Raw genomic sequence first — 26,255 nt, 5'->3', positions numbered from 1 at the left:
TCGATTTGATTTTGAACAGATCGAAAAAAATAAAAAAACTTTTAACAGCTTTATTTAACCAAGGATTTCAATATGAAAGTTCAAGTAAAAGTACTTGATCAACGTTTAGGTCAAGAATGGCCAATGCCAACATATGCAACATCAGGTTCAGCAGGTTTGGACTTACGTGCATGTGTAGAAGAAGCGATTCAGATTGAACCTGGTCAAACTGTTTTAGTTAAAACAGGCATGGCCATTTATATTGAAGATACTAATTTTGCTGGTCTAGTTTTACCACGTTCGGGCTTGGGCCATAAGCATGGGATCGTATTGGGCAATTTGGTTGGGTTAATTGATTCAGATTATCAAGGTGAATTAATGGTTTCTGTATGGAATCGTGGTCAAACCAGCTTTACTTTAGAGCCTGGTGAGCGTTTAGCGCAATATGTATTAGTGCCTGTAGTTCAAGCGCAATTTGATATTGTAAATGAATTTGAAGCGACTGAACGTGGTGCTGGTGGTTTTGGTCATACTGGGAAAAACTAGATTTTTCTATAATTTTTTAAGCCTGATTTATCAGGCTTTTTTAATATTATATTGATTTGTAACAAAAAGTATGTATAAAGCCTTGTATGAAATTGAATATATTATCAAGAGTTTTTAGTATATTGCATTTGACCTGATATAAATATTTTCATATAAATGAATTGACTGCTAATCATTAGAGAGATGAAGCTAACAAAATAAAGGGTTGAGCAAATAGAAGTTTTGCTTATGAAAAAGATGAATGATTTTCCTTTTCAACTTTTCCGCGCCTATGATATCCGTGGAAAAGTTGAAATGATGCCCCCAGAATTGATTCAGGCAGTGGCATATGCTTTAGTTAATCAACTGATTGAAAAGGGTCAATCAAAAATAACCTTGGGTTATGATGCACGATTAAGTAGTCCTGCGTATGCTCAAATTATCAAACAGGTATTTCAAAATAACCACATTGAAGTTACTGAAATAGGCTGCTGTGCGACCCCACAATTGTACTTTGCCGCAAGAAATACGCAGGGCAATGGCATTATGGTGACAGCAAGTCATAATCCAAAAACTGACAATGGTATTAAATGGATTATGCAGTTTGAGCCACCTTCTCCTGAAATGATTCAAAACATTGGAATTCAAGCAAAAAATTATCTGCAAAATAAGCAGTCAGCATGGATTGATACAGGAGCTATTGTTGAAAGGGCAACTCATCAAATAAAGTCTGAATTTTGTTTATCCTATCAGTCCGCGTTATTAACAGATATTCAATTAACCCGACCACTCAAAGTCGTGATTGATGGTTTAAACGGTTCCGCAGGCTTTTGTGCCAATCTTGTTTTAAAAAAATTGGGCTGTGAGGTGATTGCATTACGTTGTAATGCTGATGGAAACTTCCCTGATCATGCACCAGATCCTTCACAAGCTTCACATTTAGAATTACTACGACAAAATGTACTCAATCATCAGGCAGACATTGGTATTGCTTTAGATGGTGATGGTGATCGTGTGGTTTTGTTGGATGAAAATGCACATATTATTTCAGCAGATCGACTTTTAGCACTGTTCGCGCAAATCTGTTTGAAAGATCATCCACAGCATGAAATCGTGTTTGATGTGAAATGTTCATCTATGGTGCGTCAAGTGGTTGAGCGTTTAGGCGGTCAAGCCAAGATGATTCGAACTGGCAGCAGTTTTTTACGCAAATACATGTCGCAATCTAAAGGCCAAGCTGTCTTTGGTGGTGAGTACGCAGGTCATTATGTCTTTAATGATGGGCGAGGATTTGGCTATGATGATGGGTTATATGCTGCTTTACGTGTGATGGAGTACTTATGTTATTTTCCTCAAGCCACATTGTCTGAAATCTTAGCGTGTTATCCCGATCGTTTCTATACCGAAGATACCTATATCAGTACCCATTGTACTGATCCGAAAATTGTTTTGAATGAGATTGAATATCTCAGTCAACAGTTTGGTGCTGAACTGAGTAAAATTGATGGCATACGCCTTGATTTTGAACACGGGTTTGGCATTATTCGAGCATCAAATACGGGTGAATATTTTACAGTACGGTTTGATGCTGATGACCCAATTTGTTTAAATGAAATTCGTCAGACATTTGCGTCTATGCTTCGTGACCGTTATCCTATGATCGCCAAAGATATTCTACAGGCACACTGATTTCTTAATTTATCCATATTCATCAGTCTAATTCCTACAGCTCACTAAGGAGAGGCGAATGCCACATCAGCATACTGGCATCGACAAAGCGCAAATATTGACAGAGGCTTTGCCATATATTCAACGATTTACAGGTAAAACACTCGTTGTAAAATATGGTGGCAATGCAATGACTGATCCTGCTTTGGAAAGTTCATTTGCTCGTGATATCGTTTTACTCAAGACTGTAGGTTTAAATCCGATTGTCGTACATGGGGGTGGTCCACAAGTAGATTCATTACTTAAACAGTTAGGTCGTGAGTCTGATCGAATTGATGGAATGCGGGTGACGGATCCAGCAACCATGGAAGTAGTCGAGATGGTTTTAGGCGGCAGTGTCAATAAATCCATCGTTAACTTGATTAATCAACACGGTGGACGTGCTATTGGTTTAACAGGGAAAGACGGTAATTTATTACGTGCTCAAAAGCTCTTGATGGAAAAAACGCTTGCAGATGGTACAGTCACACAAATTGACTTAGGTCTTGTGGGAGAAGTGATCGGGGTTAAAACTGATGTCTTGGAAATGTTTACCCAGAGTGATTTTATTCCAGTGATAGCGCCTTTAGGTGTAGATGAAGATGGTCAAACTTATAATATCAATGCTGATTTAGTTGCTGGTAAAGTGGCAGAAGCTTTAGGGGCGGAAAAATTGATTCTATTGACCAATATCTCGGGTGTTTTAGATGAAAATAAAAACCTCCTTACTGGTTTGAGTACTCAAGAAGTGGATCGTCTTATTGAAACCGGAGTGATTTACGGAGGGATGATCCCCAAAGTGGGGTGTGCGTTAGATGCGGTTAAAGGTGGGGTTGTTAGTGCACATATTGTGGATGGGCGTGTACCGCATGCAACGCTCTTAGAAATCTTTACAGATCATGGTGTAGGAACATTAATTACCAACCGTGGCAAGCCTCATAAATAATTTTTAATTTATACGTTAATTTCTTTGAAAGCCAATGTGAAAGCATTGGCTTTTTATTTTACCGACACTGTTTCAAATTAACTACTCATTGCGTGTTTTTAAACGGTCATTTTTTCGTCATATAAGTGTCATCGGGATTGCCTAGTGTAAGTAAAAGCTCAAGGAGTCGAAAATATGTTCGCAAAATTAAATCAGTATCGTCAGAACTTCCAGAACTTAAATTTACCTTTACCAAAATCTAAAAAAGCACAATCACAATATAAATTTGAATGGGTCGAAGACCTGAAACAACTCAAAGAAGTACAAAAATTTCGTGCAGTACAGTTCGCAGATCAATTTGGCATTACATTTGAAAATGGGTTAGATCAAGACTTATATGATCTTGATTGTGAACATGCAGTATTACGTGATAAATGGAGCAATGAAATTGTTGCTTATACACGCTTGAAGTTAATTCAAGGGCATGAGCTTGCACGTAGTTATAGTGCACAAGAGTTTGATCTTTCTCAGCTTTCACATTTATCTAATATTGTAGAAATTGGTCGTACTTGTGTGCATCCGCGCTATCGTAATGGGCGTGCCTTGTCGATGTTATGGTTAAATCTAGTTCCGACAGTGCTGTGGAAAATGAAAGCAAAACATTTAATAGGGTGTGTCAGTATTCGTCTAGAAGACAATAAGGCCCGTGCTTATTATACGCATCAGCATTTGAAGAAAATGACTAGCAAACAGTCGATTGATATAAAGGCAAATTCTGCTTTTGAACCGTGTCATCCAGAGTACAGCTTTCCACAAGATGAACGAATTCCGAAGTTATTTGATGTCTATTTGAAAATGAATGCTCGTTTATCTAAACAGGCTTATCATGATGAGGCATTTAATTGTTTAGATTATTTTGTCTTTTTAGATGTCAATGAAATTGCCAAAAACTTTGTTTTAAAGAAAATGGTTAATCGCTGAGTGTCCGAAAAAATAAGGATACTTTGACTTAGATATCCTAAAATTATCCCAAGCATTTTGTTGTTCTGTGTGAAGTCATTAGTCTAATATGCATCTGTTTGCAGTTATTTTCAGTTATTGAGATTTGCAAGCAGGTGCGTAGTCATGCACAATATTCTTATAAATAAAATGCTGTATGAATACACTATGTGCCAATTGCTTGGAATGAACTGCGCTGCTCCCACTGATATTACCTTTTCGTTTCGTGGGTTTTCTCAACGCGCAGGAATAACCTCTGATCATTCTGATGGGTTTGGTATTGCTTTTTTTGAAGATAAAGCATGCCGTTTATTTGTTGATAATCAATCTGCTGTCTTGTCACCAATTGCTGAACTGGTGCGTAACTATCCGATCAAATCTCGTAATGTTATTGCGCATATTCGCAAAGCAACCCAAGGTAAAATCACCTTAGAAAACTCTCATCCATTTATTCGTGAGCTATGGGGGAGACAGTGGATTTTTGCACATAATGGTGATTTACATAACTTTCATCCGCATTTATCGGGGCGTTTTACCCCTGTAGGCAGTACAGATAGTGAGTTGGCATTTTGTTATTTGCTTGAACAATTAGTTTTAAGATTTGGTTATTTTGAACCGAGTTTAAATGATGTTTTTGCCTTGCTTGAAGAAATCTCACCTAAAATTGCAGAATATGGCACTTTTAATTTTTGCCTCTCCAATGGACAAGCATTGTTTAGTTATGCGACAACTAAGCTGCATTGGATTGTACGTGAGTATCCATTTACATATGCACGCTTAGTCGATATTGATGTTGATATTGATTTTAGTCAATTTACAACAAAAGAAGATCGTGTTGCCGTGATTACCACAGAGCCGTTGACTCAAAATGAAGTTTGGACCGCATATCAGCCTGGTGAGATGATTTTATTTAAAGATGGTCAAGCGATAAAAGCAGCAACAACCCATGTCGAAAGACTTGCTCGTGAGGCCGCTGATCCAAGTTTGGTTAGAGTCACCAAGGCAGATCAATATTAGTTTGATCTGAATGAATTCATGTGAAGATTGGGGGAGGCGTAATTCGTTAACTCCATATTTTTTAGAATCTAAGTCATTGTAAAAATAAATTTAATTTATAGTCAACCTGTCAAAAACTCAGACATAAGAATATAATTTCTCTTAAATAATACTTTTAATTAAATCGACTGTATGAGTAAATAAAATTGTTTGATTATAAAAAGCTTACACTGCACATCTTACATTCAAAGTTTAAATACCTTTGCTTAGGTGATGCCTCACTTTTCGTAGGGATTATCAAACCTTGCGCTACAAACAAAGCAGTGCTTTGTTATTGCTTATGTTAGGCGAGGGGTACGTCCTGTACCTCGCCCAATGGCGACATCCATGTTGCCATACGGTAGGATCACGATCTAAGATTCAAAAAAAATGAATTGATAACCAACATTTTCTAAATGTTCATACAATACATAAGCTTCATTTATGATCAATGGCTTTATGCAAATCACTTGTATGAATAATGAGGTGGTTGACTATATGGGATTGTCATCTTTGATAATTAACTAAGTATTTTGATGTTGTTACAATAAACAGAGGACGATTAAATAATAATATTTAATTATATTCTTTATATAATTTTTGATGTAATGATACCGTTATAATTATTTAAATATCATATTAAATAGTCTTAATAAAATTTATATTTCAACTCTTTTAAAGTGAGTCATGAAATAAGAGGAATAATAATAGTATCTATAAAATATTTTTACTTGAATAAAGAAAGTATTTAAAAATACAACAAAATCACAAAAGAATATTTATTCTGATTTTGACAAAATTATCTTAGTTTTTTAACGAGAAATCGTATAAAAATAACATTTGAAGTGATTGTAAGAAAAATCGATTACACAATTATAATCATTTATTCATGCTTAATAATAAATATAGACAATCAATAAAATCATTTAAATTTAATAATTGGTTAAAAAATATCTTACTCTTTTAGTGCGGATTAAAATATTATCCAAGTATAAACAATAACTTAATTTATTTCATAGTTTTTTTAATGAATCCCGACTAATACAGTTCATTTTTATTTAGAGAGATAGCCGTTAATATGGTTGCTTAAGGTCAAGACATTATTTTAGGGTGATCGTATGAAGATGAGATGGATTCCAGAATATAATACGGGTATCGATGTGATCGACGATCAACATAAAAGGATTTTGGATTACATCAATGAAATTGATGAAATCGGTATGGCAACGGATCGTGCTCGTATCAAGCAAATTCTTGATAATATTATTGACTATACGCAATCACATTTTACCTTTGAAGAAAGCTTACAAGAAGAGGCTGGTTATAAATATCGTGTTCCTCATAAGCGTGTACATGACCTGTTTATTAAACGTATAGAAAGTTATCGTACCAGTTTTGAAGAAGGGCATTCTATAGAAAAAGAATTACATGAGGTGTTGTCTAAATGGTTAATTAATCATATTCAACACGATGATGCAGATTATGTGGGGGCTGTAAAATTAAATATGATGGGGATCATTAAAGAAAACGAAAAGAAAAAAGGAAAAAATTGGTTTGCAAGATTTTTTTCGTAATTTACAGACATTTTATGATTGTGAAATTATGGAAATCACCAGCTCTCTAACTAAAAAAATTCAGAGGGGATAAAAAGAAATAACAAAGATTATAACAATATCTAGCGCAGCAAATCATCGAGGGGTGATTTGCTTTTTTCTTTTAAACTTTGATTTTCAGCATCGACAAAGGCAAAATAGCAGAACTTTTTACGAAACACCTCATGCAGGATTATTCTATGTCACGATGGTTATCGCCGCTCATGGCATTTTGTTTATCATTTATAATTATCGCAGGCTTAGCACCAAGTCTGGATATTCAAATTGATCGACAAATTGATTTTTGGATATTGTGGTTAGTGTCAATGCTCGTGTTGGCATTGCCGATTACTTATTTAGAAGTTGCATTAGCAAAGCGTTCTAAAACAACTGCACTCAATGCCTTGTCTAGCTTAACTCGTGATGCTGATGCATCACAATCGTGGCGTATTGTTGGCTGGCTGGCTGTTATCTTTATTCCGTTCTTAGCGGGTGGGATTTTATCGAATATCAGTCAAAGTACTGTGCAAATGGTGAATTTACCGATACAAAGTCATCTATTGTTTGCTGGTGTCGCTGTCATGGCTTTTGCTTTGTCATTTGCACCTCGTCAAATTTTAGTGGGTTTGATCACGGTAGGCGTGCTGCTTTCTTTAATTCTTGCACAAGTCTTTGGTACCCATTTACAGACTTGGCATGTTACCCCTTTAGAATTTAAAGAGTGGGGCAATGCTACGATTTTAGCCCTTGTGGCCACAGGGCTCGGTTTAGGTTTGTATTGGCAAACCAGCTTGTTAAATGTCCAACAGAATAATGAGGCGTCTAAAACAGCTTTACCTATTTGGATTGCGCAACTGGTTGCTGTGATTGCCTTTAGTTTTTTTGCAGCTTCAGCACAAATCCCTGCGTATACTTTATTATTTACTGCAGTCATTTCAGCCGCGCTATTATTACAACTAGGCAAAGAACAGTTAGCTCAACGCCAAGTCGCAATACTTATTCAATTTGTAGTGTTATTGGTGGCATTATTCATTTGGGCAATTCCAAATATGGTCGTGGTGTTTAATCCATTACTGATGATTTGGGGCTTGGTCATTTGCTTGATTTATTCAATCTTTGTGGGTTGGATTATGAAAATCAGCCATCTACGTAAAGCGATCAATTTTAGTTCTGAAGCGTTTTATAATATTTGGCGCATTGCGGTACGAATTATTTTACCTTTGAGCATTGTGTTGGCATTGGTATCCTATATTGGACAGTTAATTTAAGGGTCAAGGTGAATCTCGTGGCAAAAATTTGGGTGGCATATGCTGCCGAAAAGCAACAATTTCACATTGAGTTACAATTTTCTCAAGGCATGACGATTGCTGATGCAATTGCGCAAAGTGGATTGGTGCAACAAGTAGAACTGCCTGAAAATTTTAGTTTTGGTATCTTTGGAGTGAAAATAAAACAACAATCACATGTATTACAAGCAGGTGATCGTGTTGAAATTTATAGACCTTTAACGATTAATCCAAAAGATATTCGTCGCAATCGCGCAAAAGCAAATCCTGTCGGACGTTACTGCCGTGGAAATCGCTATCAACAATTGTTATTTAAATAAGGCGTTATTTACAATAATCGCTTTAAACAATTGAATGCATATGAAAAACCCCTCACTGAGGGGTTTCTTTTTATCGCAAAGTGTCTATAGTGGGGGCGCATTCAATATTGCTTCTTTAGAAGCAGGTAAACCAGGTTGAGACTCAGGAATGGTTTCTAAACCTTCAATTTTGTTTACGACACCTGATTGATCAAAATAAACCTTTAAATGTTGGCCATGTGCTGCGGGAATCTTCGCTTTTTTCGCGTAAGTTCCTGGGATATAGTTGTAAATGTAATCCCATCGTCCTGGATTCAATGGATCTGAGACTGTTGGGCTACCCAACAAGAATTGTACTTGTTGGTAGGTCATACCGACTTGAATTTTTGAAGCTTGAGCTTGGGTTAACGGTGTTCCTTGAGGAATATCGACTTTGTATACTCCAAATACAGAACAACCACCAAGTAAAGAAGCGACGAATAACGTCAGCATGATTTTTTGCATTTTGCTACACTATCCCAAATTAATTATGATGCAATTGATCCAAGGATAGATCATACTGCATCTCAACTCTGTTGCATATTCCAACTTAAAATTTGTTGAGAGACCTTTTTATATGCCTATTTCAAATCAAGATTTACGCAAAGCTGGACTTAAAGTTACCCTACCACGAATCAAGATTTTGGAATTATTAGAAAATTCAAGACAATACCACTTGAGCGCGGAAGACATTTATAAAACATTACTCGAACAAGGTGAAGATGTCGGTCTAGCGACCGTATATCGTGTGTTAACACAATTTGAAGCTGCTGGAATCATTCAGCGCCATCATTTCGAAAACAATCATTCTGTTTTTGAAATAATGCAAGAAGATCATCATGATCATTTGGTTTGTCAAAATTGTAATAAAGTCGTTGAATTTACTAATGAAACCATTGAACAAGAGCAACATTCAGTAGCTGAGAAACACGGCTTTCAGTTGACTGGACATTCTTTGAATCTTTACGGTTATTGTGATGAACCTGGATGTCAGGAAGCTTATCGTAAGCGCTAGAATCACATAAATACAACAAATGAAGGGGGGCTTATTTAAGCCCCCCTTTTTTATACGCTCTTTTTTTGATTTGGGACTATTGTCCATCAAAGGTGAGTTTACTATTTGCATTAAGTAGTTGTGCACCACCTTCTTCATCCAATTTGATTTGTAGACGTAAATCATTTGGAGAGTCAGCATGTTTAAGTGCATCTTTATAGGTAATTTGTCCTGCTTTATAAAGGTCAAATAAAGCTTGGTCAAAAGTTTGCATACCCAATTCACGAGAGCGTTTCATCAAATCCTTAATCTCATGCACATCACCTTTACGGATTAAGTCTGAAACCAATGGTGAGTTGATTAGAATTTCAATTGCAGCACGACGTGAATTACCATCAGGTGTTGGGATTAATTGCTGTGCTACCATCGCTTTTAAATTGAGCGATAGATCCATAAACAACTGGCTATGACGATCAGACTCAAAGAAGTGAATAATCCGATCAATTGCTTGGTTTGCGTTGTTGGCATGCAGTGTGGCAAATACTAAGTGTCCCGTTTCAGCAAAGGCAATGGCATAGTCCATGGTTTCACGAGAACGAATTTCACCAATCAAGATCACATCTGGCGCTTGACGCAAAGTATTTTTTAGCGCAATTTCAAAAGAATCTGTATCGATTCCCACTTCACGTTGCGTAATAATGCATCCTGCATGTTCATGCACAAATTCAATCGGGTCTTCAATGGTGATGATATGACCTTTAGAGTTTTGATTACGATAACCAATGATAGACGCAAGCGAAGTTGATTTACCTGTCCCTGTTGCTCCGACAAAGATGATAATTCCACGTTTGGTCATTGCCAGATCTTTGAGGATAGGTGGTAATTTAAGCTCATCCATAGTTGGAATTTGAGTTTCAATACGACGCAAAACCATACCTGGCATATCACGCTGCTGAAAGGCACTCACACGGAAACGAGCAGTTTTATCGCGATTGGTAATGGCAAAGTTACATTCACGCGTCTCAGCAAATTCTTTACGCTGCTTTTCACTCATAATTGAGTTAAGCAGTTGCATAATAATTTCGCCGTTTAACTTGGTTTTTACTACAGGAACAATTTGACCATTAATTTTCATTGATGGTTCAACATCGGCAGTAATAAATAAGTCTGATGCTTTTTGCTCAATCATCATATTGAGCAAGTCATTAAAATCCATCTTTTTTAAACCTCAATAATCCGTTTTATAAAAATGATTCTGGTTGTTTTGCTACATTTCTTGCAACTTGAGGACTAATAATACCTTTGGCAACCAGTGTTTTTAAACTTTGATCTAAGGTGGTCATACCATAGTTTGCACCCGTTTGAATTGCTGAATACATCTGTGCAACTTTGTTTTCACGGATTAAGTTACGAATTGCAGGAATACCAATCATAATTTCATGTGCGGCAACCCGTCCTCCACCATTCTTTTTAAGCAGTGTTTGCGAAATGACGGCTTGTAATGATTCTGACAACATGGCGCGTACCATATCTTTTTCTTCAGCAGGGAATACGTCAATGACACGGTCAATGGTTTTTGCCGCAGATGTGGTATGTAGCGTGCCGAAAACCAAGTGACCTGTTTCTGCAGCAGTTAATGCAAGGCGAATGGTTTCAAGGTCTCGCATCTCACCGACCAAGATAATGTCAGGGTCTTCACGTAACGCAGAACGCAGTGCTTCATTAAAGCCATGTGTATCACGATGCACTTCACGCTGGTTGATGAGGCACTTCTTAGATTGGTGTACAAATTCGATTGGGTCTTCGACTGTTAAAATATGGTCATAGCGACTGTCATTGATAAAGTCAATCATAGAGGCCAATGTGGTTGACTTCCCCGAACCTGTTGGGCCTGTTACAAGAATCAAACCACGTGGTAATTCACAAAGATCTTTGAAGATTTGTCCTAAACCTAAATCTTCCATGGTCAGAACTTTGGACGGAATGGTACGGAATACAGCACCAGCACCGCGATTTTGATTGAATGCGTTTACACGAAAACGGGCAATACTTGGAACTTCAAATGAGAAGTCTGTTTCTAATTGTTCTTCAAAATCACGACGTTGTTTATCATTCATGATGTCATAAACCAGTCTGTGAACTTCTTTATGTTCCAATGCTGGTAAATTGATACGACGGACTTCCCCATCGACACGAATCATCGGTGGCATACCGGCTGAAAGGTGTAAGTCAGATGCACCATTTTTGACGGAAAACGCCAATAATTCTGTAATATCCATAATGTCCCCGAATAAAAATCTATTTGCCTAGGGTGTAGATTATTCATCATGCTTGTGCTTAAGCGTGTTTTCTGGGTTACTAGGCGCGAAGTACGAAATTTAGTTATTCTAAATGATGAGATACATCGTTTCGCAAGCTAACACGTAGCAGTCAAAAACATCAAAGTCCCACAGAGTTGTAGTTAAAATTATTTCAAACTGTGTTGTGAAATTTGAAAATAGGCTTACTATTCTCTTCATTTCATTCCTTGTTTGCTCAATTTTAGCCTACAACGCAAGCTATTTATAAACGATCTACACACCCTCATTATTTTGTAGAATAATAAGGCCTTTCACTCAGCATAACCAACAATTTCATTGCTTGGAAGCTGAAATTTTTATGAAATGAGAACCTTGTCAATGAATGATCTAAATCAAGCTCGAAATCATATACTCACGCAAATTCAGCAGGCCTGTTTGACAGCAAATCGAGATGTGAGTCAGGTAAAGATGTTGGCAGTTTCCAAGACACATCCAAGTATGCTCTTAAAAGAAATGTATGCTACAGGGCAGCGGGCTTTTGGCGAGAATTATTTACAAGAAGCGCTCGAAAAAATTGAAGATTTAAAAGATTTAGAGATCGAATGGCATTTTATTGGTCATGTGCAGCGCAATAAAACCAAGCATCTTGCTGAAAAGTTTGCGTGGGTGCATGGTGTTGATCGTTTTATCATTGCAGAGCGTCTCTCAAATCAACGAGAAGTTACTCAAAAGCCATTAAATATTTGCTTGCAAGTGAATATTGATGCACAAGACAGTAAAGATGGTTGTCAGCCTGATGAAGTTGCAGATCTGGTAAAACAAATTAGTCAATTAAAGAATTTAAAGTTGCGTGGTTTAATGGTGATTCCTGCACCTGATCATCCGCAAGCATTTAGTGATACAAAGCAATTATTTGATCAGGTTAAAGTTCATCATGCGCATGCTGAAGATTGGGATACGTTAAGCATGGGGATGTCTGGAGATATGGTGGAAGCCATTGCCGCAGGGTCAACCATGGTACGTATCGGGACAGCTTTGTTTGGTGCACGAGATTATTCAAATAAACATTAATCATGGTATGACGTATTTTGAAAGATTATTGCGCTTACCCTAATTTATAGCATTTCATAAAAGCTAATTTATAGGATTATAGGGTTGGTGTAGCCGCACCTTACCTTGAAAATTTAAATAAATTTATGTAGGCGATGCCTCTCTTTTCAGGGATGGATGCCAAATCTTGCGCTGCAAACAAAGCCCTGCTTTGTTTTTGCTCATGTTGGGTAGGGTACGCTCCACTCAACAGCTGCATCCATGTCGCCACACGATAGATCGCCCATGTATGACTCAACAAGACAAAAAAGCAGCTAAATTTGTATGAAGCTTACTATAATGAGTGGTTTAAGTTTATTTTAATTTTGATTTAATGCTGTAAAAGTATAAGGCATCGATAATTCTAATCCGTAGAGATTGTTGATGACTATTTTTCATGTACTTATTCTTGCCATCATACAAGGGTTTGCAGAACTGCTGCCTGTATCCAGTTCAGCGCATGTGATTGTGGCTGAAAAAGTGATGGGTTTTGACCCATCAGCGCCCGATATGACGTTTTTATTGGTGATGCTACATACAGGAACCATGTTTGCGGTCATTGTGTATTTTTGGAAGTCTTGGCGCACAACCTATTTTTTGTCATGGGATCGTTTTAAAAAACAAGCATGGTTTGTGATTGTTGCAACATGCATCACGGGCGTACTTGGATTAGCGTTGCAATCGATGATCAAACATGTATTTTTTGCTGGGGCAAACCACTTTGAAATTGAGCAATTGTTTAGCAACTCAAAATTAATGGCTGCTGCTTTAGCTTCTGCTGGTGTATTGATTATTTTATCTTCTCGATTAGATCGTGGACAGGTTGGTGATGTGACGATGAAAAGTGCGGCATGGATTGGCGCTGTTCAGGCTTTATGTTTGCCGTTTCGTGGTTTTTCACGTTCAGGTGCAACAATTTCAACAGGATTATTTTTAGGTGTCGCTCGCCAAAAAGCGGAAGAGTTTAGTTTTGCCTTGGCAGTGGTGTTAACCCCAGCGGTGATTGTAAAAGAACTTTATCGATTGCTACATGCCGAAAATTTTCAAAATATCCATTTAGCTCAACTGCTTCTACCCAGTATGTTTGGGATACTGTTTAGCTTTATTGCAGGTCTTGTTGCTTTAAAATGGCTATCGAGTTGGCTTGAACATGGTCGTTGGCATTTCTTTGGTATTTATTGTCTGATTTTCTCTGGTGTCGTTTTACTCATTGGTTAAATCTAGGCTTTCAAACACTGACTTTTCAATATGTCACTTTAAATCTAAGCGTTCAATCCCGTGTAAAATATTGAACGCTATGGGGCATTTTTCCTATTAATATTAGACTTCTTTGCTTAAGTCGATTACAAAAATAATGCGGGATTATATGTATAGCGAATGATTTTTAAGAGTGATAGGGAAGTTTATGTCTGCATATTATCAATTGATTCAGCGTCATATCGATAAACAGGGTGTAGTGACTGCACATTATTAATCGACAGATCATGCTCAAGGGGCTTGGAATGCACATGAGCAACATATGGCACCAGCGACAGGGGTTATTTGTGCTGAATTAGAACAGTTTTCACCTCGAAATGATGTTCGAATTGGTCGTATAAGTTTAGATATTCTTGGATTAATTGCAGGTGGCGAATTTTATATTCGGACAAAAGTAATTCGAGCTGGCAAGACCATTGAACTGATTGAATCCGAAATGGTCACACAAGGTAAAATAAGTATTGTGGCGAGAAGTTGGCGCATGATGATCAGCAATAGTCAAAGTGTTGCAGGCTTAGAGGATCAATCTATTGGTACACCGGAACAGTTACCGATTTGGCATGAAATACGTCAATGGCCTGGTGGATATATTCATTCGATTGAAGCAAGGACTGAGCAACGTCGACAGGGAGCTGGTATTGTATGGCTTAGCAATACTTTGGATATGGTTGAAGGTCGACCGACATCGGCATTTGTGAAGTTAATGGGAATGATCGATACTGCAAATGGTGTCGTGGCGAGACAAACAGCACCTTTTAATTGGGGCTTTCCAAATCTAGATTTACAAATTCATTTATATCGTTTGCCCCAAGGTCAATGGCTAGGCTTAGAAACCGTACAACAGTATGGTGAAGATGGTATTGGTTTAACCAGTTCCATCTTACATGATATTTATGGGCCATTTGGACGTAGTGAACAGATTCTCACTTTAAGGCCCATACACGTTGAGTAATTGCATGGATGAAATCAAAAACTGTATTTCTACATACCGTTTTTGATTTCTGTTGGTATTAATTGAATAGTAATTAGATTTTTTACATTGGCTTAGATAAATCGCTATAAAAAACAATTCTATGTGTAGGTAAAATGAAGCTGATGAGTATCCGTGTAGGCATTTGGAATTTACTTTAAGGCAAATTATTCAGTTAAATTTTTTAAAATATACTCAACAATATTAGATGTAATATGATTGTCGATTTGACTATACTGATTTGAATAAAATTTAAAAACTGGAAATAGAATATGTATAAATCCAAACTATTATTATGGTTATGTCTTTGTGCTTTAATCAGCGCTTGTAGTACTGCAAAATATTCTTCAACGCAGGATGCTACTTCACAAGAAATCGAATCTGCACCATCACCTACCTCATCAACAGCTAAAGCTGCACCAGCGCCTATCTCCAATCAAAATCGAGTAAAGTCAGAAGAGCGTTTGGGAACGAAATGGGGAGATGATGTGAGTTCATATGTGACTCAGGTTGATTTAAAACGTTTGAGTAGTAATCCTATTGATGAAACTCAAATTCGTTATGCCAGTAAGCAATTTTCAGGACGCAGTATTAATAGCATTTCTTTAGCTGCTGGAAAAATTAGCTTTTCTATTGTGGATGATCGTGGGCGAATTTTACCATTGTATCGCGATGGAGAGCGTTATTATCTCTCTGCCCGTGATGGACAAAGCTATCAATTGCGTTATGCCAATACCAGTAGCCAAACCTTTGAAGTTGTTGCAAGTGTCGATGGTTTAGATGTTCTTAATGGAAGTAAAGCTTCACGTTCAAATAGTGGTTATGTGTTAAGACCATATAGCTCATTCGCGATTGAAGGTTTTAGGAAGAGTAATTCATCTGTAGCTTCATTTATTTTTAGTAAGCCAAATGATGCTTATGCTGCCAACACTACCAGTGGTTCTATTCAAAATACTGGTGTGATTGGTACAGTGGTGTATGAGTTAAAAGCACCAAAATACGATCTACCCAAAAAATCTAAGGATAATTACGCACCTGCGCCTAATGCCTTTCCTGCGGATTAATTAAAAATATTAAGACGAAAGGGGGGATGTTATTATCCCTCTTTTTAGATGTTATAATGTTACATAATTGCAATAATTTAAAAATAGCACAGTCAAAATAGCTACGATATTATGACTTTGATAATAATCTACGTAACTTATAAACTTTAAAATAGGTTTTATAATGAAAAATATAAATATATTTCTCTGCCTTTTTTTGTGTATTTTTCTAGCTGCATGTTCGAAAAAAACAGATGAAAGCGTATCTCAATCCCAAACTGAAGCGACCAGTGCAGATGCTGCCGCTGAAGCAGCCAACAATCAAGTTGCTGCTGATGAAAAGTTAGGCACAAAGTGGGGTGATGAAATTGATTCCCATGTGACCGAAGTGCAATTAAAGCGCAAATCTGATTCACCTCTTGCTGAAACTATCGTGCAATATGCAGATAAAAGCTACAAAGGTAAAACGGTCAATTCAATTTCTATTGCCGCAGGAAAAGTGAGTTTTTCTGTTGTAGATGATCGTGGAAACCGAATTCCAATGTATCGTGTTGGACAAAGCTACTATTTGTCAGGGCGTGAAGGGCAAAGCTATCAACTTCATTATGAAAATAACACAGCTAAAACGTTTGAAGTGGTTGCCAGTGTTGATGGTGTAGATGTCATTGATGGCAGTGAGGCTTCCAGAAGCAATTCTGGTTATGTATTACATGCACATGATTCATTGAAAATTGAAGGTTTCCGTAAGAGTGAATCTGCTGTTGCTTCCTTTACATTTAGTAAGCCTAAAGATGCGTATGCTGCGAACTCAGAGAATGGTTCAATTCAGAACGCTGGTGTAATTGGTACGGTTTTATATGAGTTGGAAGCACCAGAAGACGAGTCTAAACCCGTGAATAAATATGCACCTCCACCAAATGCATTTCCCGCAGATCGTTAATTTATTCGTTTGTAATAATAGGCATTCTTAAAATAAAGAATGCCTATTATTAAACTTAATGAAATTAAATGAAAAATATAAAGAGTTTTAATCCAATGAAATTACTAAAAATATACACTGTAATCTTAATGGGCATGGTGTCTACGCAAGTATTTGCAAATCCTATTGAAGATCAATATAAAGTCCTTATTAAACCTCAGCCCAGTTATGCCAAATTTCAAGAAAACTTTGATACGATCCTTGGTAAAATTGAAGAAATAACGGAACGTGTAACTCAAATACAGGACAAATCTGAGCTTTATCCTATGTGTGTTGCAATACAAAGCTCAATCACTGCTATGAAAAATAATCAAAAATATAAGGCTCAATATGATCGTGACTATAAGCAGTTTGATACGACATTTGATGAAACTTTAGCAGAAGCCACACAAGGCTTGAGTGATAAAAAAGAAATTTGTGATCAAGCTAAACAAGCGTATTTAGAACATAAATAAATACGATGAGTTTATGTTTTAGAGGAGGGTGGCCTCCTCATTTATTCTAACTCACCACTTCAAGCGTACTTGCACCCGCCCCTAAAGGGCGTACCTGAATTTGCACAGGAATACGTTCATGCATTTCCTGTATATGTGAAATCAATACAACTTTACGCCCTTGATTTTGCAGTTGATCTAATGCATTCATGACCATATGTAATGAAGATGCATCCAATGTACCAAAACCTTCATCGATAAAGAGAGATTCAATTTTCATTGAACCTGATGCCATATTGGCAATTGCCAAAGATAAGGCAAGGGCAGTCAAGAATGACTCACCTCCTGAAAGTGAGGCAACCGAACGGGTTTCACCATCCATATCATGGTCAATGATGGCAAGGCTGAGTGAATTATCTAATCGTTTTAAGGTATAACGTTGAGACAACATCGCCAATTGTTGGTTGGCATGTTCGAGTAAAATATCCAGATTATACTGTTGTGCATAATCACGGAATTTCTTACCCGTCGCATCTCCCATTAAGCCTGAAATTTTGCCCCAGCGATGTTCTTCCTGTTGTACTTGTTGAATCTGATCAGCAAATTGCTTTTGCTTAGCAACATTTTGTTGATGCAATTCAAGTTTGAGTTTTAACTGATCGCGGATTTCAAATTGGGTTTTTAGCGTATTCGCATTATTCAAAATCAATTGTTGTAACTGTTCAAAATCAATTTCGGGTTGATGAAGCGTATGTTCAGTTAATTGCTCTTGTATGGTGTTAAGTGCTGAATTGGCCTCATTTAACATTCGTTCAGCATGTTGCAGTTGTTGGCGAATCTGTTGTTCTTGTACCGCCGTGATTTGAGCCAAAAGCTCTAAATCATCAGGCTGAAAAGCTGGATGCTGAGTAAGCCATTGCTGAATATCCTGATTCACTAGATTGAGGTTATTCTGATTGTGTTGTTGCTGAGCGTTGAGTTGTTCGAGCTGACTTTTTTCTTGCTCAAATTGATTGCGTAATTGATTAAAACTTTGCTTTTGTTGTTGGTAAAGCGTCTGAATTTTTTGGTATTCATGGTCATACTGCGTTAACCATTCATTTGGCTTAACTTCGGTTAATCCCGTCATATTTTGAATGAGTTGATTTGCCAATTCTGTGTTTTGTTGCCCTTTCAGTTTTATCTCGTTCAAGCTGTGAGCAGTTTCAGAAATGTGTTTGGCTGTATTCGCTATATTGAGTTGAGTTGTATTGAGTTGCTGTAGATATTGATCATGCTGTTTCGACAATAACTCAAGCTGTTCAAGCTGTTGTGTACGCGTATTTAATTGGCTCAAGATATATTGTGCTGTGGTGATACTGTACTGTTGCCATGCATTTTTTTCACGATCAGCTAAGCAACTGACAATATGTTGTACCTGATTGTGTAGGTTATTGGCATTTTGCAATAAATGTTCAGTGTGTTGAATGCTTTGACTTAATTGTTGCTGAATTTTGATGCTTTGAATCCATTGCTTAGATTGTGCTTCCAATTGTTGAATATCAAACTGATATTGCTGGGTAAGTTGCTCCAATTGTTGCTTAATTTCAGATTGTGTATGAGTTACGTTCAGCGGGATTTGGGCTGATTGACCTTGTTCAATACATAGCTGTTGTATGACGGTTATTTTTTCAGTCACATTTTGAAGAGTAGTCTTAAGCTGTTGCTGTTCGACACTCAATTTGGTCAAGTTTTGTTGAGCCGCTTGCCAAAGGTTAAAGGTTTGTTGTTCTTTGAGCGTGGCTTGTTGTTCCTGTTGCTGTTGTAGCTCAAACAGTACTTTAGATATAGCAGAATCATCAAGGTGATAGGGATGGGTTGTGCTTCCACAAACAACACAAGGTTGACCATCTATTAATTCAGCTCTTAAATGTTCCACATTTTCAGCATGTAATAAGCGTTGTTGTTGTAAAACCTCTTGCAGTTTTAAACGGGCTTGTTTCGCCGTTTGGAAATCTTGTTCAGCCTGTATTGTGGTTTTTTCTAGTTGTTGAAATTGTTCCGAGCAACGTTTCAATCGGTCATTAAGCTGCTGAGATTCAATCTTTAATTCAAAAAACTGGGCTAATTTTTGCTGTAAGGTAGCCAATTGGTTGAGTTGGCTCAGTTTAAATTCACGTTGTTGGCGCGTTTGTTCAAGCTGAGTTTCAAGTTGCTCCGCAGTTCCAAATTGATGAATTGAGTCTTGTAATTGTGTTTTTTGCTCAATTAATTTCGTTTCAGCCTGAGACAGGTTCCCTAATTGATTTTCAATAGATTGATAGTGCTGAATAAATTGGGTTAACTGTTGCACATGTGCAGTTAAACCTTTATCCAAACTTGAGAACTGCTGAGAGTCTGCAAGTTGCTGATTTAAAAGATTTCGTTTTTCTGTAATCTGCTGAATATGATGTTCAAGTTGTTGTTGTTGATTGAGTAGTGGGGTTTTAGACGATTCTAAATCATTTAATCTGGTCTGAATTTTCTTAAATTCGACCCCAATAAAATCCCGCTCCTGAATACATTTCCGTACTTCACTCAAAGATCCACGATGGGTATTTTCGAAATTTTGCTGAACAGTTAAAGCCGTTTCAGTTTGGAGAAAACGGGTCTTTTCAGTGTCAAATTGAACTTGTAATGCATCAAAAAGCTGTTGTTGTTTTTGAGTTTGTGGTGCGAGTTGCTGTTCGGTTTTTATCAGTTGTTGCTTTTGAAAAATACTAGAACGAATCTCTGAGAATATTTCTAAACGATTTAAACGTTCACGCTCAGGGATTAAGCCTTGTTGCGCTTGTAACTGTGTATTAAGCAACTGTTGCTTAACGACAATTTCATTATTCAGTTTTTGTTTACGCTCAAACCATTGCTGTTGTTTTTCAAGTTGCGATTTTTCATCTTCAAGTTTTTTATAGTCTTGATTGATGTGTTGGAATTGCATCTGTAATTCAGCGGCATCTTCCTCAGCGAGGAGTTCAATATGACCGAGAAGGTTTTCCAAATCCTTACGTTTTGATGCCACCAATTTGGTTTTTTCGTAGGCCAATTGACCGACTTTTCCAAAAATGGATGAATTGGTTAAATACTCAAGTAATTCACCACGTTCATTGTCACGTGCTTTTAAGAAGGCTGTAACTTCGGACTGTGCCAAAAGAACTGCACGAGTAAATTGCTCAAAACTCAGTTGGGTAATTTTATAGATCGCTGATTCAACGGCTTTGGCTTTATCTGCGACTACCGTTCCATCAGTTAAGCATTTTAAATAGCGTTGGACACTTTGTAGTTTTCCATCTACTTTTTCACGGGAACGTTTAAGTTCCCAGCGTGCCAAATAATGCTTTTGATCTTGTGCCACAAAACATAATTCAGCAAAGCCGTGTGAGGTACCACGGCGGAGTACAGTCAGTGGTGAGTTGGTTAAAAGTTCAGAGCCATCAACATCCTGTAATTTACCATCACTGTCTTTTAAACGTGGGATTTTATTAAATAGAGCAAGGCACATGGCATCCAAAATGGTTGATTTTCCTGCTCCTGTTTTTCCAACAATCGCAACTAAACCTGCTGAAGCTAAAGGTTCAGATTCAAAATCTATAAAATGTTCACCCGAAAGAGACGCGAGATTTTTGAGTCGTATAGATAAAATTTTCACGGCAAACTCCTATGCGTCATGTTCATTTTCAAGCGTTTTTTCGGCTTCTTGTAATAAGCTTAAAAAGTCTTTCAAGACAGCATCATCATTGGTATAGCCATTTTTTTCCCAAAGTTGTTGAAAGAGTTTTTCTGGTGTCGGTGGTTCTAAATTGATTGAAGTAATTTCATCACTATTTTTTTCTGATGCGAAGTATTGTCTTGAGATGCGAACTAAGCGGTAACGGTTTTTGGGTAAAGCATCTTCAAATTGTTGGCGCAAATTGGGCGGAGGTGGAACATCGGTATGGTATTCAATATCGACATATTCACGCTGATCAATATTTTCAATTTCATCGCTTGCTAATGCCTTTAATTTGGCTAAAACTTCGTTCAATTCCCCTTTAATTTTATGTAGTTGTACACTACGGGGAATAAATACACTTTCAAATGAAACCCGTGACTCATCTATTTTAAGCGGGTCAATATTCACGTCGACAATTTGGTGTTTATAGTTGATTTCACTAAAGGATAAGGGAATAGGTGAACCACTATAACGGATATGTTCCTTACCAACTTTTTGCGGTTTATGTAAATGCCCGAGTGCAACATAATCAATGCTATCTTCAAACAATGTGGTAGAAAGTGCTTCCTCATTGCCAATGATAATAGGCCGTTCAGAATCAGAGGTTTCTCCACCTTGCATATGGGCATGTGACATTAGAATGAGTGCTTGATTATCTGTTTTTCTTTTTCGTGCTTCAGAAATCACCTGTTGATGTAAATAGGCAATGGCATTTTGACTGTTATTGGTTTGTTCGTTAAAACCTGTAATTTCGGCTGGGCGCAGAAACGGTAAGCTTAGGCACCAAGCAATAATATTTTTTTGTTCATCATAAATTGGAATCAGTAAACGATCCAAATCAATTTGACCAAGCTCGTTTTTATGAATCACACCGACGGTTTTGGCGTGATATTTTTCAAGCAGGGGCTCAACTTGTTCAATGCGATAACCTGAATCATGATTACCTGCAATCATTAAGGTTTGCATATGTGGAGCAAGCTGATGTGCATTGGCTAGGAATTGATAGAGTTGTTTCTGCGCAGCAGATGCAGGATTGATGACATCGAATATATCGCCTGCAATTAATAGGGCATGGGGTTGCTTTTCTTTGATTTGAGCTAATAACCACGCTAAAAATTGCTCATGTTCATACTGGCGAGAATGGTTATAGAAGAATTGTCCCAGATGCCAGTCTGAAGTATGAAGAAAGCGTACAGTCATTAGTTGGATAAGCCTTACAGAATTTAAAATTAAGGTAGCACAAATTGAATGCTTAAATCAGCTGTAAGGCCTTAATCACTTAATATGATCTGTATTTTTTATAAAAATTCTTAAAAAATACTCGCTATCTTTTTCTCAACTGTTTCATGCAGCCGAATATAGACAGGTTTTTTCGAACATTTATTTAGATTTTTAATTATTGAATGTTATTTTGCATTGGGATCAACTTGGACTAATCCAAAGGTATTATGATCTGCATCTAAAAAATATCCTTGCCAACATTTATTGGGAATAGCAAATTTCTCCATTGCTACTTGTCCACCCAAAGCTAAAATCTTTTCAGCAGTTGTATCAAAATCTTCAACTTCAAAAGAACAGGTAAAGGCATTGGTTCCACAATGGGTGGGTGGTGTTTGAGCTGGACGCTCCAATAAGCCACCATGTATGTTGGCTGTTTCAATTTGAAAATATTGAATGGGTAGACCTTCAACTTTGCGAAATTTCCAACCGAAAACTTCATGATAAAATTTAACTTCACGCTCAGGATTTGAAGACTGAATTTCAAAGTAGCTTAGTGCGTTCATTGTTATTGTCCAATTTTAAATGTTTTGATTAAGATAATAGAATTTGCAAAGTTGTGATGTATAAATATTGAAAATGAAAGAATGAGGCAATTAAAAGTGGTGTGTTATGGATAAAGAAAAATTGCATGAATTACGCACAAAAATTACCATTTCAATCGCAGATGCTTGCGCTTTATTAAAACAATATGATGAGATAGAACATTGCATACAAGTTTATCATCAGCAGAATATTGAAAAAATTTGTGCAGCAACAGATTGTAAAGTGGAGCTTGCACGAGAATATTATGATGATCCTAGATATCATCCCAATCTTGAAAAAATCATTCAAAAAATTAATGAATTTAATCAACGTACAATCAAATTGAGTATAGATGAAAATCCAAAATATGTTGATAAAGTGGGTTTCTTTATTTGGGCAGAAGATGAAAATTTAGAGAGGATACAAAATAAAGGTAATAGAACTTATTTTATTCCGCAAGATGATTTTGCTTATGTCATTAAAATATTTAGATCTTTATTTCCGTTGTTTAGCCCACTGAGAAATGAATACGAGTGTAGTTTTGATCCTTGTTCAGATAACTATTTTGATAAAAATGCCCTACAAGACATTATTTTAAAAATTAAAGATCTGCATTTTAACGATAGCAAAGTGATGAATTTTTTAGAAAAACTGGTCTGTTGTTTAGAGAAAAAAATACAAATAGGGACTTATGTCGTTATTTTTGGAAATCAATAAATGAAATTGAAACGGCAATTAGAAGTCGATCTGAAGTAATTTAGTGATGTCGATAAGTGAAGACAAAGCTTTTAAGCTTATTGCGTAAATCCCTTTGATTAATCTTTCTAAAGTTTTCATTGTTTGCTGTTATCCAAGCAATACAAAGCGCTTAAGTGGTTTCCCTTGGATACTCTAAAATTCGAGGAAAATGGAAATCATAACTTTGTAGTGCAAACTTATACAATTGAGCAGGGCGTTTGCCCGCAATCTTAGATTGATCTGTTTCCTCAACTGCGCCAGCTTCAATCATACGCCGTCTAAATGACTTCTTTTCTAAACTTTGTCCCAAAATAATTTCATAAATCTGCTGTAACTCAGTCAAAGTAAACAGTTGAGGCATTAAACTGACGGGTAAGGCTGTATAACGTGCCTTACTACTTAAACGGTCAACAGCCATATCTAAAAGCTCTAAATGATCAAAAGCCAAGTCTAATTTTTTTGCCTCAGCAATTGAAACCCACTCGCTATATTCATTTTGTTCAGTGGCAATCTGTTGGAATGCTTTGAAATCAATCAGGGCAAAATATAAAGCTGTTACAGCCCACCCACGAGGATCACGGGCTGCATTGCCAACCGTCGCAACTTGTTCCAAATGTGGTGATTGAAGTCCAGTTTTTTCAACCAATTTACGATGTGCTGTTGTCATCAAATCTTGATCTTTAGACAAATCGACAAAACCACCTGGGAGTGCCCATTTATCTTTTTGTGGGAAATTGGAACGTTTAATCAATAAAACTTGTAGCTGACCTGCATTAACAGAAAAAATCGCCATATCTACTGTAAGTAATGGGGATTCATAATCCTTTTTATTATAGTTGGAGAGAAATTCCTGTTCGGAGTTAAAGGTCACTGTAAGGCTCGCTTAATTTTATTAAAGTAACGGATTGTCTTGGATTATTACAGGGTGGAAGAGATTCGCCAAGTAGAAAATATGTTGAGTAAAATGAGATTGGCAATGGTGCAGCCTAAGCACAAAAACCTTGCAATAAAAAAGCAAGGTTTCTGAAAATGATTGTTATAACTGATTTGCCAATCGCTCCCGAATTTCATTCAAACGACACGCTAGAATCAATTGCCCATTTTCAAACACTGTTTTTAACTCACCTTGTTGCTCTTGTTCCATGGTTTGCTGATCAAATAACACAAATCCGTCTTCAGTTTTTTCTACGCGAAGTAAACCTTTAGCGGATTTCTTTATACCAGAATCAGTGATTGGATCTTTAAACAATTCACGTGGAACACCGTTGACTTGTCCCCAAGTGGCTTTAACTGCAAAACCAAATGTGTCACGCGTTAAATAGTTATAAGTATAACTACCGATCCCAAAGACCAGATTATTTGAAGCATAGCCCTTAGCTTCTAGCCCTTGAAGAATATTTAAAGCACGTTCCAAAGTAATCGAGTCACCATAAATCAAACCAACACGCTCATTTAAAACTTTATAGCCTTGATCTGTTTCGGTTCCGCCAAAGATTTCCCATAAACATTGCACAGCGCCTTTATAAGCTGGACTGCCCATTTCAGCTTCAGGGTCACCGCAAATGATTTTTACAGGATCACCAGAGTCAGGACGAAAAACCAATTTAGCCAAACCTAAAGCATTTGGCTGACGAGCTAAAATTTCGTCTTTTAACGCCACAGTAAATTCTGTAATTACTCGCCAAAAATCCCAAGTATCCGATACGATACTGACCACACCTGATGGATAAAGCTCAGTGATTAAACGTCTAAAAGTTTCAATTTCATTGTCTTCACTGCCCATACACATCACACTATGTTCGGTTGCGGGAACCGAAACACCTACAATGCCTTCCGCATCGTAATATTCTTCTGCATAATCAATCGCTGAAACCGCGTTTGTACCGATAAAGCTGGTTAAATGTCCTACACCATTTTGTGTGGCATCATAAATCCCACTCATTCCGCGACTACTAAAATCATGCCCTTGTACAGCAACGAAGTCTAAAGGTACACCTGTTTTAATCGCATATGTTGTCAGTAAGCGTTTGTATTCAAATGCAATCGTTGCTGTAGTACAACTTTTCCATAATTCAGCGCTGAGTACTGTTTCTAAGTAGTTGGTTAACCAAAAGAACTCAGGCAGGGTATTTACAATAGTGAGGACAGGTACTTTTATATTGACACGACTGCCTTCTTCTAATGCTTTTATCCGAATCGGTAAATAGCCTAAGTCATATAAAGCTTCAATATGATCGACAGGAACTGCACCTTCGCCCAATGCGTTATCCATTCTACGTTTATATCTAGCAATGACTTTTGCCTTATCTTGTTGGAAAAAACCTTCATTCCAAGTTTCAATCAAAAAGTGTTTGATAAAGCCTTGTAAGCCAAAGAACACGATTTTATCGTCGAAGTCAGGCAACATTTTCGCTAAACGAGAAGAGCGTGGCGTGAAATTGGCATAAACATATTCTGTGCCAACAGGATACTGACGTCTGTGATCTGCTTTATAAAAGTCAATTGCATTCAGTGGATTGATTTTTAAGCTCATTG

Annotated in this window: 23 protein-coding genes and 1 pseudogene; 16 read left to right on the top strand and 8 right to left on the bottom strand. The window is 37.1% G+C overall.

Annotated features, from left to right (window positions below; all coding sequences use genetic code 11):
• Positions 1-72 precede the first annotated feature (72 nt).
• The 8 genes from dut (at position 73) to AC4CVF_RS14470 (ending at position 8,368) form a co-directional block, all read left to right on the top strand.
• Positions 73-525, top strand: coding sequence for a dUTP diphosphatase (gene dut / locus AC4CVF_RS14505; protein ID WP_336952904.1), 453 nt, complete (start codon positions 73-75; stop codon positions 523-525).
• A gap of 228 nt (positions 526-753) precedes the next feature.
• Entirely contained in the window at positions 754-2,193 is a 1,440-nt protein-coding gene (locus tag AC4CVF_RS14500) for a phosphomannomutase/phosphoglucomutase (protein ID WP_336952903.1), read from the top strand.
• Between the two features lie 58 nt (positions 2,194-2,251).
• On the top strand, positions 2,252-3,157 hold the full coding sequence (gene argB / locus AC4CVF_RS14495) for an acetylglutamate kinase (protein WP_336952902.1): 906 nt from the start codon (positions 2,252-2,254) through the stop codon (positions 3,155-3,157).
• A gap of 174 nt (positions 3,158-3,331) precedes the next feature.
• Positions 3,332-4,117, top strand: coding sequence for a GNAT family N-acetyltransferase (locus AC4CVF_RS14490; RefSeq protein WP_419327568.1), 786 nt, complete (start codon positions 3,332-3,334; stop codon positions 4,115-4,117).
• A 186-nt stretch (positions 4,118-4,303) separates the two neighbouring features.
• On the top strand, positions 4,304-5,152 hold the full coding sequence (locus tag AC4CVF_RS14485) for a class II glutamine amidotransferase (protein ID WP_336952988.1): 849 nt from the start codon (positions 4,304-4,306) through the stop codon (positions 5,150-5,152).
• 1,136 nt (positions 5,153-6,288) lie between these two features.
• Positions 6,289-6,744, top strand: coding sequence for a bacteriohemerythrin (locus AC4CVF_RS14480; RefSeq protein WP_004819397.1), 456 nt, complete (start codon positions 6,289-6,291; stop codon positions 6,742-6,744).
• 218 nt (positions 6,745-6,962) lie between these two features.
• The gene (locus AC4CVF_RS14475) at positions 6,963-8,030 is read left to right on the top strand and encodes a hypothetical protein (protein ID WP_490789639.1); all 1,068 of its coding nucleotides are present in this window, start codon (positions 6,963-6,965) and stop codon (positions 8,028-8,030) included.
• Positions 8,031-8,038: 8 nt separating this feature from the next.
• Positions 8,039-8,368 (top strand): RnfH family protein, encoded by a 330-nt coding sequence (locus tag AC4CVF_RS14470; protein WP_336952898.1) that lies wholly within the window; start codon positions 8,039-8,041, stop codon positions 8,366-8,368.
• 84 nt (positions 8,369-8,452) lie between these two features.
• Here AC4CVF_RS14470 and AC4CVF_RS14465 read toward each other — a convergent pair whose 3' ends face one another.
• A complete protein-coding gene (locus AC4CVF_RS14465) occupies positions 8,453-8,851 on the bottom strand; it encodes an outer membrane protein assembly factor BamE (protein WP_004722739.1) in 399 nt (132 codons plus the stop codon).
• Positions 8,852-8,963: 112 nt separating this feature from the next.
• On the opposite strand from AC4CVF_RS14465, the gene fur reads away from it, so the two are divergent.
• Positions 8,964-9,401 carry a ferric iron uptake transcriptional regulator gene (fur, locus tag AC4CVF_RS14460; RefSeq protein ID WP_490789638.1) on the top strand — a complete coding sequence of 146 codons (438 nt, stop codon included), beginning with the start codon at positions 8,964-8,966 and terminating at the stop codon, positions 9,399-9,401.
• Between the two features lie 76 nt (positions 9,402-9,477).
• On the opposite strand, the gene AC4CVF_RS14455 is transcribed toward fur, so the two are convergent.
• The gene (locus AC4CVF_RS14455; protein WP_336952895.1) at positions 9,478-10,596 is read right to left on the bottom strand and encodes a PilT/PilU family type 4a pilus ATPase; all 1,119 of its coding nucleotides are present in this window, start codon (positions 10,594-10,596) and stop codon (positions 9,478-9,480) included.
• Between the two features lie 25 nt (positions 10,597-10,621).
• Positions 10,622-11,659: a type IV pilus twitching motility protein PilT gene (locus tag AC4CVF_RS14450; protein WP_336952893.1), complete on the bottom strand. Its 1,038-nt coding sequence runs from the start codon at positions 11,657-11,659 to the stop codon at positions 10,622-10,624.
• 399 nt (positions 11,660-12,058) lie between these two features.
• Here AC4CVF_RS14450 and AC4CVF_RS14445 point away from each other — a divergent pair, with 399 nt between their 5' ends.
• From AC4CVF_RS14445 to AC4CVF_RS14420, 6 genes and pseudogenes are all read left to right on the top strand, one after another.
• Entirely contained in the window at positions 12,059-12,751 is a 693-nt protein-coding gene (locus AC4CVF_RS14445) for a YggS family pyridoxal phosphate-dependent enzyme (protein ID WP_483770249.1), read from the top strand.
• Between the two features lie 402 nt (positions 12,752-13,153).
• Positions 13,154-13,987: an undecaprenyl-diphosphate phosphatase gene (locus AC4CVF_RS14440; protein WP_490789637.1), complete on the top strand. Its 834-nt coding sequence runs from the start codon at positions 13,154-13,156 to the stop codon at positions 13,985-13,987.
• Positions 13,988-14,174: 187 nt separating this feature from the next.
• Positions 14,175-14,978 (top strand): annotated as a pseudogene (locus tag AC4CVF_RS14435) (thioesterase family protein).
• Positions 14,979-15,268: 290 nt separating this feature from the next.
• Positions 15,269-16,060: a hypothetical protein gene (locus AC4CVF_RS14430; RefSeq protein WP_490789636.1), complete on the top strand. Its 792-nt coding sequence runs from the start codon at positions 15,269-15,271 to the stop codon at positions 16,058-16,060.
• A gap of 163 nt (positions 16,061-16,223) precedes the next feature.
• A complete protein-coding gene (locus AC4CVF_RS14425) occupies positions 16,224-16,979 on the top strand; it encodes a hypothetical protein (RefSeq protein WP_336952886.1) in 756 nt (251 codons plus the stop codon).
• Between the two features lie 68 nt (positions 16,980-17,047).
• On the top strand, positions 17,048-17,473 hold the full coding sequence (locus AC4CVF_RS14420; protein ID WP_490773669.1) for a hypothetical protein: 426 nt from the start codon (positions 17,048-17,050) through the stop codon (positions 17,471-17,473).
• Positions 17,474-17,519: 46 nt separating this feature from the next.
• Here the strand turns inward: AC4CVF_RS14420 and AC4CVF_RS14415 are convergent, their stop codons facing one another.
• From AC4CVF_RS14415 to AC4CVF_RS14405, 3 genes are all read right to left on the bottom strand, one after another.
• Positions 17,520-21,116, bottom strand: coding sequence for an AAA family ATPase (locus AC4CVF_RS14415; protein WP_490789635.1), 3,597 nt, complete (start codon positions 21,114-21,116; stop codon positions 17,520-17,522).
• Positions 21,117-21,125: 9 nt separating this feature from the next.
• Entirely contained in the window at positions 21,126-22,379 is a 1,254-nt protein-coding gene (locus tag AC4CVF_RS14410) for an exonuclease SbcCD subunit D (protein ID WP_490789634.1), read from the bottom strand.
• Between the two features lie 206 nt (positions 22,380-22,585).
• The gene (locus AC4CVF_RS14405; protein ID WP_483770245.1) at positions 22,586-22,963 is read right to left on the bottom strand and encodes a VOC family protein; all 378 of its coding nucleotides are present in this window, start codon (positions 22,961-22,963) and stop codon (positions 22,586-22,588) included.
• A gap of 106 nt (positions 22,964-23,069) precedes the next feature.
• Here AC4CVF_RS14405 and AC4CVF_RS14400 point away from each other — a divergent pair, with 106 nt between their 5' ends.
• Positions 23,070-23,699 (top strand): hypothetical protein, encoded by a 630-nt coding sequence (locus tag AC4CVF_RS14400; RefSeq protein WP_490789633.1) that lies wholly within the window; start codon positions 23,070-23,072, stop codon positions 23,697-23,699.
• Between the two features lie 151 nt (positions 23,700-23,850).
• On the opposite strand, the gene ntrR is transcribed toward AC4CVF_RS14400, so the two are convergent.
• Both ntrR and AC4CVF_RS14390 read right to left on the bottom strand, forming a co-directional pair.
• On the bottom strand, positions 23,851-24,591 hold the full coding sequence (gene ntrR, locus AC4CVF_RS14395; RefSeq protein ID WP_483770243.1) for an ADPR responsive transcriptional repressor NtrR: 741 nt from the start codon (positions 24,589-24,591) through the stop codon (positions 23,851-23,853).
• A 165-nt stretch (positions 24,592-24,756) separates the two neighbouring features.
• Complete coding sequence (locus tag AC4CVF_RS14390; protein ID WP_490789632.1) at positions 24,757-26,253, bottom strand: nicotinate phosphoribosyltransferase; 1,497 nt, start codon at positions 26,251-26,253, stop codon at positions 24,757-24,759.
• Positions 26,254-26,255: the final 2 nt, after the last annotated feature.

The sequence above is a fragment of the Acinetobacter sp. LipI_19 genome (genome assembly GCF_058242925.1).
This window is presented reverse-complemented; position numbering and strand designations above follow the sequence as displayed.